Genomic DNA, 10,609 nt, shown 5'->3' on the forward strand with positions numbered 1-10,609 from the left:
GACATCTGAGCAACTCTAAGGAGACGTAGCTGACACTGTCATCCACACAAAAGACCAGTTCAGCGTGGCTGCCGAGCGTGAAGGATCCAGATAACGGCCTGCTCGTCCGTCAGGAACTCGACCGCCACAACAGCTCTCCGAAGATCGGCTACAGCGGCCCTCGAAGGGTCCGACGCTCAATCACCCCAGGTCAAAGCCCCAACCGACCCGGAGAACCCTCAGCGCACGATCTGACACCGATGTTCCTGAGACCCGGGAACGCATGGACCGGGTGCCGGCCCGCGCACGCGCCCCGCGCAGGGCGCCGGCGCCCGGGATTCCCGGTGCCGGACCCTGGGCGGTCTCGGGGCCGAGGCGAATGGGGCCGCCCCGCCGCGAGGGGGTGGTGGCCCCGCCGCACGGCGGGGGCCACCACCCCCTCCACCGGCGGGTTTTCACCGCCGGACGGTCCTCCGGCGGCCTGACGACCGGGCCCCGCACCCGCGCCTAGCCTCACGGCCATGGCACTCAGGATTCCCTCGTTCGGCCCGTTTCCCCCGCTTGTCCGCCGCGTATGCGGCGGCCTTCTGCTGGCTGCCACGGTGGCGCTGACACCGGCCGCCGCGGCGGCCGGTTTCGTCGCGGCGGCGTTCGCGACCGCGAGCGTCTGGCTGCTGGCGGCCGCGGGTCTCGCCGTCGCCGCGGCGGTCGCCGCGCTGCTCGCCGGTGCGGCGTTCCGCCTGCTCGGCAGGGGTGGCCTGCGGGCCACGGCCGCCCTCACCGCCGTGCTGCTCATCGGTGTGACGGCCCTGGCCGCCGTCACGGTGTTCCGGCCGATGCCGGCCCCGGCCACGGGCCCGGTCCCGTCCGGTGTCCGTTTCTGGAACCTGCCGACCGGCTCCCGGATCGCCTACGTCCACGCGCCCGCCGCCGGCACGCCCCGTCCGACCCCTGTCATCTTCCTGCACGGCGGCCCCGGCACCCCGGCGGAGGGCGTGCCCACCGGCGGGCGGGAACTGGCCGCGCAGGGTTTCGAGGTCTACTCCTACGACCAGGTCGGCGCGGGCCGTTCCAGCCGGCTGTCCGACGTCACCGGCTACACCGTCGCCCGCCAGGTCGCCGACCTCGACGCGATCCGCCGGCTTCTGGGCGCGGACCGGATCGTGCTGGTCGGCCAGTCGTGGGGCGGCTCGCTGGCCGCGCAGTACCTGCGGGCGCACGCCTCGCACGTGGCGAAGGCGGTCTTCACGTCGCCGGGTGCCCTGTGGGGCCGGGAGTATCCCGGGTCCGAGGTCGGTGAGCCCTGGGACGACCTGACGCCGGCCCAGCGTTCCCGGCGTGACGACCTGGACAGCAGGCCCCGCCTGATCGCCGCGAGCCTGCTCCTCGGCGTCAGCCCGCGTGCCGCGCACGCCCTGGCCGGCGACCGTGAACTCGACCAGTGGATGCACGAGGTGGCTCTTGTCGGCAAGGACACCACGTCGTGTGCGGGGGCGGCGCCCACCGAGGCGCACAACAACCCGCAGGGCTTCTACAGCAACCAGATGACCGTCAAGGACTTCGAACAGCTCCCCGACCCGCGTCCCGTGCTGCGCACGGTGCATGTCCCGTCGCTGATCATGCGCGGCGAGTGCGACTTCGTCAGGCCCGAGGTCACTCAGGAGTACCGCCAGACCCTGCCCGACTCCCGGCTGGTCCACGTCCGGGGCGCGGGACACGCCATCGCACGTGCGCGGCCGCGCCTGTACACGGCGCTCCTTGAGGCCTTCCTACTGGACAAGCCCCTCCCGGCGCCGAAGCCCTGACCCGCGGACCGCGTCTTCATCGAGGTCCGCCGTCTTGGCGATCGGCCCCAGGATGCCCGCGTTGTTCACGAGCACGGTGATGTCACCGAACGCCGTCTCGGTCTCCTCCACGACGCGCCGCCAGTCGTCGGTCTTCGTGACGTCCTGCACCGTGTACCGCGCGTTGTCCCCGAGTTCTTCGGCGAGTTCACGGATGGCGGCCTCGTTGACGTCGGTGAGAGTGACTTTCGCCCCCTCCTTGATGAAGCGGCGGGCGTGCGAGGCACCCATCCCCCGGCCCGCTCCGGTGATGATCGCGACCTTGTTGTCCAGACGGGCCATGGCAGGGACTCCTTCGTCCTGTGGGGCACCCGACTTTCGGGACTTGATCCCAAAATATACTTGGAGGGTGCGTACGCCAGGTCAGGAGAGGTTTCTTCCGTTGAGCAGCGTCTGGAAGGCGTCGGTGACGGGGCGCAGTGCGTCGTCCAGCTCGCCGAAGTCGACCGGCTCGTCCCTGGTGGTCCAACGCCTGAGCACCGCGACGTAGGCGGCCTGCACGGCGCCGCCGATCGCGGCCGGGACGGGAGCGCCCGCGTCGAGTCCGGTGCGCTCCGCCGCGTAGCGGCTCACCGTCTCGGCCCACACGCGCCAGTGCGCGGCGGTCTCCGCGGCGAGCGCGGGGTCACGGTCCAGCACGCGGAAGCGGTCGAGCCATGAGTCCGGTGCCGCCGCCTGGGACAGGCGTGTCGACCGGACGACCGCCGATCGCACGGCCGCCATGACGGGTGCGTCGTCGGCGTCCCGCAGGGCCGCCCGCAGCCGCTCGACGGCGCGGTCGAACTCGCCCCACACGATGCCCGCCTTGGAGCCGAAGTAGCGGAACAGCGTCGAGCGGCCGACACCGCCGGCGGTCATGATGGCCTGGAGTGTCGTGGCCTCGTAGCCGTCGCGGAGCAACAGCTCGAAGGCGATTTCCTCAAGGGCTTCGCGGGTCGAGGCCGGCGGCCGTCCGCGGCGCGTGCGGGGGCTTGTCATCGTCCGAGCGTAGAGGAGTATTTTTGGTACCTGGTATCAGTAATGAGTCAGGAGCAGACGATGCGTGCATGGCAGTTCACCGACGTCGGGAAACCTCTCACCATGAGCGAGGTGCCGGCACCGGCACCAGCCGCCGGCGAGCTCGTCGTGCACGTCCGCGCCGCCGGACTCTGTCACAGCGACGTCGGATTCCTGGACGGCACGCTGACGCCGCTGCTGCCGTTCCGGCCCATCACGCTGGGTCATGAGATCGCGGGCATCGTGTCTGCCGTGGGACCTGATGTGACCGAGTTCTCCGTAGGCCAGAAGGTCGTCATTCCGGCAGCCATCGAAGGGCCGGGAACATCGCTGAACGGCGGGTTCGCGGACGAGGTCGTCGTCCCTGAACGGCTCGTCGTCGCGTTGCCCGATGGCGTGCCGTTCGATCAGGCGGCTGCCGCCACCGACGCAGGTCTGACCTCGTACCACGCGGTCTCCGTGCAGGGGCGCGTCTCTCCCGGCGCCCGCGTCGGCATCATCGGCCTCGGCGGGCTCGGTTCGCTCGGCGCGCAGACCGCGCTCGCACTTGGTGCCAGGCTTTTCGTCGCCGAGAAGAACGAGCGTGTGCACGACTTCCCCCGCTCGCTCGGTGCCGAAAGCGTCGCGAGTGACATCACGGACTTCGCCGGCGAGGGACTCGACGTGGTCATCGACTTCGCCGGGTTCGGGACGACCACCGACGGTGCGATCCATTCCGTCCGCCGCGGTGGACGGATCGTCCAGGTCGGCCTCGGTCGCGCGCGCGGCGAGATCGACCTCCAGGCGCTCACACTCAACGAGGTGGAGCTCGTCGGCTCGCAGGCCGGGACGAAGGAGGACTGCGTAGCGGTGCTGGATCTCGTCGCCGAAGGCAGGCTGTCCTCACGCATCACCGAGATCGGGTTCGAGGAGATCGCTGACGGAATCGGCCGCCTTGAGCGAGGAGAAGTGATCGGACGGCTGGTCGCCTCGTTCGGATGACGGACTCCGCGCGGGATGGTCACCCCTGCACTGCCCGGAAACGGCAGGAGCCTCATGGTGGTCGGGGCAGACCATGGCCCCGACCACGCTCCGGCCGCATCGCGCCCGTCCCCGACCACGACTGGTCAGCGCCATGCGGCCGCAGCGGGAGCCTCTGCCAAGAATGCCTACGTGTCCTGCCCGGGGCTGCCCGGGGGACGCCTTCGTGCCTGGCCGCGCCTTCACGGCCTTCCGTCCCGTGGCCTTCGGCGCTGTGTCCGGCTCCTGGTGGATGTCGGCATCGTCCTCGCCGCGTGCGGCTCGGGCTTTGTCCACGGACTCCTTGAGCACGGCCATCAGGCCCACCAGCTGCCCCGGCCTGGCCGGGTCGGGTGCGTCGGGGAGGCGGTGCCCTTCCTGCTTGGCCTCGATCACTGCGCGCAGGGCGTCGGTGTAGTGGTCGGTGAACTCGGGGCCGGTGAGGTTGCCGCGGTCCAGCGGCCGAACTTGGTGTCTCCCCCTGACAAGACCGCAGCCTTGAGCCCGGCAGCGATGCAGGCGCTGGGAATACGGCAGCCGCAGAACAAGTGCTCTGCGCCCGTACTGAGCAGGCCGGTCCGTTCACGGCCGTGCCACGCGAACTTGGCGACCGCGACCTTGGATGCGCGCTGGAGCGCCCGGAGCAGCAGCACGTACGGCTTCACGGCCACGGCGCCCTGCGGCTGAAGGTAGTAGCCGGCGCCGATACGGAGCGGGTCGACGGCCGCGGCCGGAATGAACGCCACCAGGTCGATGGCGCGTGCCGTGGTGAGCGGCAGGGATCGCAGTTCCTCCTCCGTGACGGGGATGCCCCGGCCGTCCGGCAGCTGATAGCCGCGCCCTATCTCCCCGTAGGTGACCTCGCGGTCCTCCGCTTCGCACCAGTACCGGTTGCGCACCCGGCCGCCGTCAGGGTGTGGATCCGCCGGAATCGGACGCTGTGGTTCTCGGTGGCACTCAGGACCGCGATCGGGACACTGACCAGCCCGAACGAGATGACACCGTTGACGATGGCGGGCATGGCACGCCCCTCCCGGGACCCCCGAGTACCTCCAGCGTAGAAGCCTGTTTGTGCCCCGGCACGGGAACGATGGGCCGGCCCCGGTACGGCAGACAGGCGCGACAGACCGTCGCGTCCACTTGGTCAGAAAATCGAACACGTGGCCTAATTAGGGGTGTGGAGGCCACCTCATTTCCCCGTGACCTGATCGAGCTCCAGGCGGAGTGGCAGCGCACTTACGCGGCGCTGGCTGTGCCGTGTCCGGTGCACACCGCCGTGCTGCGCCGCCGCTTGCAGGTTCTCTCCGGCCGGCTGCTGTTCCACCCGTACTGGTCGTGCGCGGGGGCGCCGGCGGCCCGGGCGGAGCTGCGTCGTCAGGCCCGCGGCCTGGGGGAGTTGCCATGACCCGGCTCCCGGCGGCCGGGCAGGTGCATCGGGTCCGGCTTCAGTTCGGGGCCGTCGGTCCGGCGGTCATCGGTGAGTGGGCCGACGGTGCGACCGCCCACCGGGCCTGGCATTCCTGGGTGGGGCTGTACGGCAGCGACCAGAGCGTCGTCATCCGGCTCGCCCGGGAAGCCGGGGGATCCGAGGACGTACTGATGGCGTGGGAGAACGGGCATGCCGCCGAGCGGAGGGACGGCGGCGGCAAAGTACGGCTGTTCAGCGGAGTCGCCCAGGGGTGGCAGTAGGTCGAATCGTTCCAGCCGGTACAGCACGTAAAGGCGGTGACGGAATGGATAATTCCACCTGCCGGACATGGTGAATCATGCGTTGATGTCCGCATTCACCCTTGGAAACCGGCGGGGCTGATTCCCGCCCGTGTGCATATGACGCTCACGTGACAACTGGTGAGACCTCAGTAACCGCTGGGGTCGCCTTGCCTGTCTTCCGACCGAGGGGAAGTTGATGCATTCGCTTGCTCCCGGGCGCGCTGTTTCGGCATGCCCGGAGGATGCGAAATCGATTTCTTCGTTGGTGCCTCCACGGTCGCCGTGATGGTCGCGACGGCACCCGGCCTGGCGGCGGCCCCTGAAACCAGAACGGTCCGGGCCGAAGCTCGTTGGCGGCGCCCCGGGAGATTGAGTTCTCGCGACGCCCGCGGGCGACGAAGTCTTCGGAGCTGAAGTCGAAGGCCCGGCTGAGCAACTGACGGACATAGACGGAGAAAAGTACGCAACGCGAAGAGATCCATTCGGGTCTCCTTAGCTGCAGGCTCACTCCTGGTCGGTGGTGTTGTCACGGGAGCCTACGCGGCTGACGTGCCCGCCGGCTCGGTAGTGAAGGCATCGGCTCCGGCACACGTGGCCGACGCCCGCGCAGACGGCAAGGCACTGTTCACCGGCCTGTACTTCGGCCAGGGAGCGGTCGGCGAGAAACTGTTGAAGAGCGATGCCTTCATCAATCCGTTCCGGGGCAAGGAGGCCGTGGAAGCCGGTGCGGCCGAGGTCGAGAAGGTCGCCAAGGTGCAGTCGGAGGACGGCACGGGCGTCGGCAAGTGCGCGGTCACCGTGAACGTCGTGGCGTTCGTCAATGGGAGGTGTGCAAGCTGAAGTTGCTGGTCTAAGGGCTGGTGTGCGTGGGCATCGGGATGCTCGTGCTGGTCGCTGGCAGGTGACTTTGGTGAAGATCGTCGGTCATCGGGCGACTTCGCGGTTCGTGAGGACCAGCAAGGCCCTGACCAGGGCGGTCGCCCAGGCGGGGTCGGTGCGCACCTTGCCGAGGACGCGCCAGTTCTTGAGGTGGGCAAAGCCGTGCTCGGCGGGTGCCCGGACGGCCGCCAGTGCCGTGTTGGACAGCTTCTGGCCTCGCGTCAGGGGCCGGTTCCTGGCGCCCTGTAGCCGGTGATCACCGCCGGGTCGGCGTCGGGGCCGCCGTCGTCGAGGCTGACGAATCCCAGGTCGGCGATGGCTCCGAGCCTGACTTCCCGCAGTTTCTGGGTGAGCTTGTCGTGCCGGCAAGCGGTGATCTCCGAGGTGCGCCCGGGGCGGGCCGCCGAGATCCACAGCAGCCGGCCTCGGTCGTCGCTGAGGGCGATCACGAGCGGGCCAGGGCCGTTCGTTTGACAGGCCCGCCGGCCACGCCACTGAGGGGGGAGGTTCGAGTTCCATCGCCTCCCGCCCCGTGACATTCGCCGAGCAGGCGCACTCCCTCAGCCATTATGGGTAGGTGTCGGTATCGTCCGTTCCTGCTCGATGGCCACAGTGGCGTTGCGGAGCCGGGCCCTGAGGAACGCGGAGATGGCTCGCAGCTGCGAAGAGTGGCTGTCGGCCAGGCGCTGTTCGTACGCTGCGGTAAGCGAGTCGGTCACGCCCAGATAGTTGATTCGAAGCTGGCAGCGGTTGCTGGAAACAGCCGCCCGCACCTCCGCAGTTGTCGCTCTGTTCCTGGATGTCCACCTGGGGTCACGGGCAAGCAGCAGCGGACTTGAGACGTATGTGCCGGTAGCCTTGACGTAGCAGCTGGCCCACCTGGCTGTGATGCTCTTGAAACGCGGATCACTTCTGACCTGATTCCCGGCCTGTTTCCGGAGAGTCAGCACATAGTTGAGGGCATCAGCTTCGCCGCCAGGTGACTGGCCGGCAACAGGACGGGACGCCCCCCGGGACAGCTTTTTCTGGGCCTCGCCTGAGCAGCCGTACTCAGCGATGGGTATCTTGTTGAAGATTTTCTCCTCCTTAGATACTGTCTCCGCCCCTTTCCCGGTCTGTGACCACCCGTTCAGCACCCGCAGAACGTCGTCGTCAGCAGGCAGATAGGCGGTATCGTCTGCGGCGCTCGGAGCGGAATGGAACCCGTAGGAACGGGCTTGGGTTTCGGGGACGAATCCGTCGTCCATCAGGGATCGTACCCGTGTCGTGACCCCACTGTCGGCTGGGATTACTGGCCTGGTGAAAGCGAAGCCGTACCGGCGCAGGCAATCACGAGCCACCAGGTCGACCGCCTGCGTGACGACCCGGTCTTCTGCATTGCTGAGAAGTGTGGAGTCGAGGGGGAAAGCAATCTCGCCATTCGCCGTCGGTGTCGGAACGGAAGCCAACCGAGGCCGCCCTGGAGACTCTGGCGTACCAGAACATCCACTCGCGAGGACGGTCACTGCCATGACCGCAATGAGAATCGTGTGCTTCGACACTGCCGGCGTCCTCATCAGGCAGGGATTCCGGGACTGGGCGCAGCCTGAAGGCAGCCCCGCCCCGAAGCCCTCTCGATTCGCGTTCCACGCGAATTATTCACGCCACACCGTACTTGTTGGAACCGCAGCCCCAAGCAACTTCCCTGTCCGAGGAATTTCCGACGCAGGCCGTTACCACCACTTCGCTGCCTTCTGCAACGTTCCAACTCTGGGACGCCCAGTCGTTGTTAGAGCCGTTTGTGTCCCACACGAACTTGATGGTCCTGCCCACCCCGAACAGGCCAACTCCCGACAGGCCGTCCTTCGCCTGATCATCGGCATTCATCACGTCGCCGCTGTGGTTCCACCAGGCGGATGAGCCGCGAGCATAATTTCCAGAGGGCTGCGCGTACGCTGGCGGCGAGTCTTCGCCTGCGGAAGCCGGCCCAACGACGGATGCAAGGACGCCCAAGGCTGAAACCGCAATGACGCTGATGCGAATTTTATTTATCGTCTGACAAAGCAATTGTGTTCTCCCACCTGGAAGCGCCCGCCGCTGCGGGCTCCGGCTCCTGACTTTCCTCAGCATGGCAGGGCTGCCAAGTCATGTCGTTAGCATCGCGTCCACGGTTTCTTAGCGCTGAGTCGACTCAATTTCAGCTGGGCTCGGGCGAAGTCGAGGACTCGGAGTGCGGGGCGCACCCCAGGGCCATTGCGTGATCGGTTTCTGTCCGGTTCCGTCAGGTGAGTCCGAGGGTGGGTAGAGGCCGGCGGTAGTCGCGGGCAGTTCGTCGGAGGGCTGCGGCGATGTTCTTCTCGCCGTTCTGGCGGTGGACCTGATGGCGAGGTTGCGCAAGGAAGCCATGATGCGGGGCAGTTGACCGGTGCGGACCTTGGAGTCGTCCTCGCGGAAGGTGCGGTCACGGACGTGGTGCAGAAGGATCTCGATACCCCAGTGGCTTCTGATCCACGAGGCGAGCTGAGCGCCGGATGCCTGGCCAGGCGGCAGGCTGGTGATCAGGTAGACGCGCTCGATGGTCAGCTTCCCGGTGGCCGGCTCCCGCCTCCGACGCACGATCTGGAGGGCCTGACGGGCGTCGGGGTAGTCGCCGGAACGCGGCCGTTTTCAGGCGGCGGATCTCGTCGCGGTGGTGGGCGCGGCTGCGGTCGTAGTGATCCAGACCGATGTCCCGCCAGGGCAGGCGGCGGACCCGGTCGTAGAGTCCAGGGTGGTTCTCTTTCACGATCACGAGGTAGTGAGCGCCACGTCGGCGCAGGTAGGCGCCGTGGTCGTGCTGGGTGTGCAGGGCATCGGCGGTGAGCATGGCGCCGGTCAGGTCGAGAGGGTCCAGCAGCGGGGCGAACGCCGGGATCTTGTTGCTCCTGTCGGCGAGCACGGTGCCGGTGTGGTCCATCGCCGCGAGGAGCGTCACCGCGCGTGTGGTGGCGGCACGCGAGCCGCGGACGGTCTTGCCATCGACCGCGATCGCACGCCGGATCGCGTCGGCAGCGTGTTCGCCGGGAGCGGGCTGGGCGCGCCGGGCGAGATAGCCGCCGACGGCCTCGTCCAGTGCGTCGCCGTCCACGCGTTCCAGGAGCCGGCGCATGTTCGCGAAGCAGCAGCGGTTGCACGTGGTGGACCGCGAGACGCTGGGAGTGTGGGCGGCGGGCTCACAGCCTCTGTGGGAAGTTCTGCGGGCCGTTCCGCCCCCTCGCCGTTCAACACCTCTGAGCTGAAAGACGGCTCGCCAGCTCCTGGCGTGGCTGACAGCACGACAGATCACACCCGGGGACGGTCCGGCATCCTGCCGCCGAAGTGCTCGGCGAGGTGTACTTCCGCGACAGCAGTCACCGTGCCCACGGCTCGGAGATGGATTTCACTGGCCAACCCCGCCCCATTGTCAGCTCAGCGGCCTGAAGCACAGTGCGGCAAAGGCGAGCTATGCACGCATCTTGTGACGGCGGATGAGGGAGATGGTGGTCCCGGCCGCGAGAACGGCAGCCGCGGCGCCAGCGCCGACCGCGGGATCGACCAGCGGGGAGTCCCCGATGGGCACGGATGTGGCGCTGTTGTTGTCACGGTTGCTGTCGGGCTCGTTCCCCGTGACGCTGGCATAATTCACGCGCGCGTCAAAGGAGGTGACTTCGATGACGGTGCTGGAGCCTGCGGCCAGCGGACCGCCCTTGCATTCCAGGTACCGTTGAGGGACACCCCCGTGCATGGGACCGTCGACGACGGCGCAGCGCGGGTCGGAGGACCTGAGGTCGTTTGGGGCCCCGGGGAAGGCGTGGCCCCCCATCATGTCGCGAACGGACCAGCCGGAGGACGGGTCAGGCCCGTTGTTCTTGATGGTGATCTGGTAACTGAACCTCCCATCCGGAGCCGGGGTCGGTCCGACCTTGGTGATGGACAGGTCAGCAGTCGCTTCTGCGGCAACGGCGTGCGGCGCTCCCAGCAACCCGAGCACTCCTGCAGCAGCACCCGCCGCCAGCATGAAGGTCAGCGGCCGATGCGAGCGGACACATGTCATGTTCTGCAACCCTTCCCACGCCTGAGAGCTTCTCCACCCGCGTGAAGAGGAATTACCTCTAGTACTCCAGTCTGGTTTCGCGATCTTGCGGCGGCCCCGGCTGGGAACGGGTACGGCCACCGCGTGATCATCGGTTGGTGTGTGGACAAAC

Annotated in this window: 12 protein-coding genes and 2 pseudogenes; 6 read left to right on the forward strand and 8 right to left on the reverse strand. The window is 68.1% G+C overall.

The genetic code is table 11. From position 1 onward, the window contains the following. The first annotated feature begins 500 nt into the window (after positions 1–500). The gene (locus ACFYTE_RS41825) at positions 501–1,784 is read left to right on the forward strand and encodes an alpha/beta fold hydrolase (protein WP_388722486.1); all 1,284 of its coding nucleotides are present in this window, start codon (positions 501–503) and stop codon (positions 1,782–1,784) included. Here ACFYTE_RS41825 and ACFYTE_RS41830 read toward each other — a convergent pair. Together ACFYTE_RS41830 and ACFYTE_RS41835 are read right to left on the reverse strand one after the other, a co-directional pair. Continuing rightward, positions 1,749–2,105, reverse strand: coding sequence for an SDR family NAD(P)-dependent oxidoreductase (locus ACFYTE_RS41830; protein WP_388722488.1), 357 nt, complete (start codon positions 2,103–2,105; stop codon positions 1,749–1,751). The two genes, ACFYTE_RS41825 and ACFYTE_RS41830, sit on opposite strands and share 36 nt — an antisense overlap. Before the next feature lie 81 nt (positions 2,106–2,186). Then, positions 2,187–2,801 carry a TetR family transcriptional regulator gene (locus tag ACFYTE_RS41835; protein ID WP_388722490.1) on the reverse strand — a complete coding sequence of 205 codons (615 nt, stop codon included), beginning with the start codon at positions 2,799–2,801 and terminating at the stop codon, positions 2,187–2,189. Positions 2,802–2,843: 42 nt separating this feature from the next. Between ACFYTE_RS41835 and ACFYTE_RS41840 the strand changes: the two genes are divergently transcribed. Continuing rightward, on the forward strand, positions 2,844–3,800 hold the full coding sequence (locus ACFYTE_RS41840) for a zinc-binding dehydrogenase (RefSeq protein WP_388722492.1): 957 nt from the start codon (positions 2,844–2,846) through the stop codon (positions 3,798–3,800). Positions 3,801–4,210: 410 nt separating this feature from the next. Here ACFYTE_RS41840 and ACFYTE_RS41845 read toward each other — a convergent pair whose 3' ends face one another. After that, positions 4,211–4,717 (reverse strand): Ku protein, encoded by a 507-nt coding sequence (locus tag ACFYTE_RS41845; RefSeq protein WP_388722494.1) that lies wholly within the window; start codon positions 4,715–4,717, stop codon positions 4,211–4,213. A gap of 278 nt (positions 4,718–4,995) precedes the next feature. On the opposite strand from ACFYTE_RS41845, the gene ACFYTE_RS41850 reads away from it, so the two are divergent. The 3 genes from ACFYTE_RS41850 to ACFYTE_RS41860 all read left to right on the forward strand — a co-directional run bounded on the left by ACFYTE_RS41850 (position 4,996) and on the right by ACFYTE_RS41860 (position 6,368). Further along, positions 4,996–5,223 carry a hypothetical protein gene (locus ACFYTE_RS41850; protein ID WP_388722496.1) on the forward strand — a complete coding sequence of 76 codons (228 nt, stop codon included), beginning with the start codon at positions 4,996–4,998 and terminating at the stop codon, positions 5,221–5,223. Beyond that, positions 5,220–5,507: a hypothetical protein gene (locus ACFYTE_RS41855; RefSeq protein ID WP_388722498.1), complete on the forward strand. Its 288-nt coding sequence runs from the start codon at positions 5,220–5,222 to the stop codon at positions 5,505–5,507. Before ACFYTE_RS41850 ends, ACFYTE_RS41855 begins: the two co-directional genes overlap by 4 nt. A 570-nt stretch (positions 5,508–6,077) precedes the next feature. Further along, on the forward strand, positions 6,078–6,368 hold the full coding sequence (locus ACFYTE_RS41860) for a hypothetical protein (protein WP_388722500.1): 291 nt from the start codon (positions 6,078–6,080) through the stop codon (positions 6,366–6,368). Positions 6,369–6,452: 84 nt separating this feature from the next. On the opposite strand, the pseudogene ACFYTE_RS41865 reads toward ACFYTE_RS41860, so the two are convergent. From ACFYTE_RS41865 to ACFYTE_RS41880, 4 genes and pseudogenes are all read right to left on the reverse strand, one after another. Beyond that, positions 6,453–6,865, reverse strand: a pseudogene (locus ACFYTE_RS41865) (transposase family protein); the annotation flags it as partial. Positions 6,866–6,967: 102 nt separating this feature from the next. Further along, complete coding sequence (locus ACFYTE_RS41870) at positions 6,968–7,654, reverse strand: hypothetical protein (RefSeq protein WP_388722502.1); 687 nt, start codon at positions 7,652–7,654, stop codon at positions 6,968–6,970. A 391-nt stretch (positions 7,655–8,045) separates the two neighbouring features. After that, positions 8,046–8,276, reverse strand: a complete 231-nt coding sequence (locus ACFYTE_RS41875) for a hypothetical protein (protein WP_388722504.1) — start codon at positions 8,274–8,276, stop codon at positions 8,046–8,048. Positions 8,277–8,847: 571 nt separating this feature from the next. Further along, complete coding sequence (locus ACFYTE_RS41880; RefSeq protein WP_388722506.1) at positions 8,848–9,513, reverse strand: transposase; 666 nt, start codon at positions 9,511–9,513, stop codon at positions 8,848–8,850. 22 nt (positions 9,514–9,535) lie between these two features. Between ACFYTE_RS41880 and ACFYTE_RS41885 the strand changes: the two are divergent. Further along, positions 9,536–9,664, forward strand: a pseudogene (locus tag ACFYTE_RS41885) (restriction endonuclease); the annotation flags it as partial. Between the two features lie 203 nt (positions 9,665–9,867). Here ACFYTE_RS41885 and ACFYTE_RS41890 read toward each other — a convergent pair. Next, on the reverse strand, positions 9,868–10,609 hold a 742-nt coding region (locus ACFYTE_RS41890; protein WP_388722508.1), incomplete at its 5' end, for a DUF11 domain-containing protein.

The sequence above is a fragment of the Streptomyces sp. NPDC004629 genome, from assembly GCF_042873595.1.
GTDB lineage: Bacteria > Actinomycetota > Actinomycetes > Streptomycetales > Streptomycetaceae > Streptomyces.

What these genes read in the sequence shown, in the direction of transcription:
- ACFYTE_RS41825 (WP_388722486.1), top strand. Translation starts at nt 501, where the DNA reads ATGGCACTCAGGATTCCCTCGTTCGGCCCGTTTCCCCCGCTTGTCCGC.
- ACFYTE_RS41830 (WP_388722488.1), bottom strand. Translation starts at nt 2,105, where the DNA reads ATGGCCCGTCTGGACAACAAGGTCGCGATCATCACCGGAGCGGGCCGG.
- ACFYTE_RS41835 (WP_388722490.1), bottom strand. Translation starts at nt 2,801, where the DNA reads ATGACAAGCCCCCGCACGCGCCGCGGACGGCCGCCGGCCTCGACCCGC.
- ACFYTE_RS41840 (WP_388722492.1), top strand. Translation starts at nt 2,844, where the DNA reads ATGAGTCAGGAGCAGACGATGCGTGCATGGCAGTTCACCGACGTCGGG.
- ACFYTE_RS41855 (WP_388722498.1), top strand. Translation starts at nt 5,220, where the DNA reads ATGACCCGGCTCCCGGCGGCCGGGCAGGTGCATCGGGTCCGGCTTCAG.
- ACFYTE_RS41870 (WP_388722502.1), bottom strand. Translation starts at nt 7,654, where the DNA reads ATGGACGACGGATTCGTCCCCGAAACCCAAGCCCGTTCCTACGGGTTC.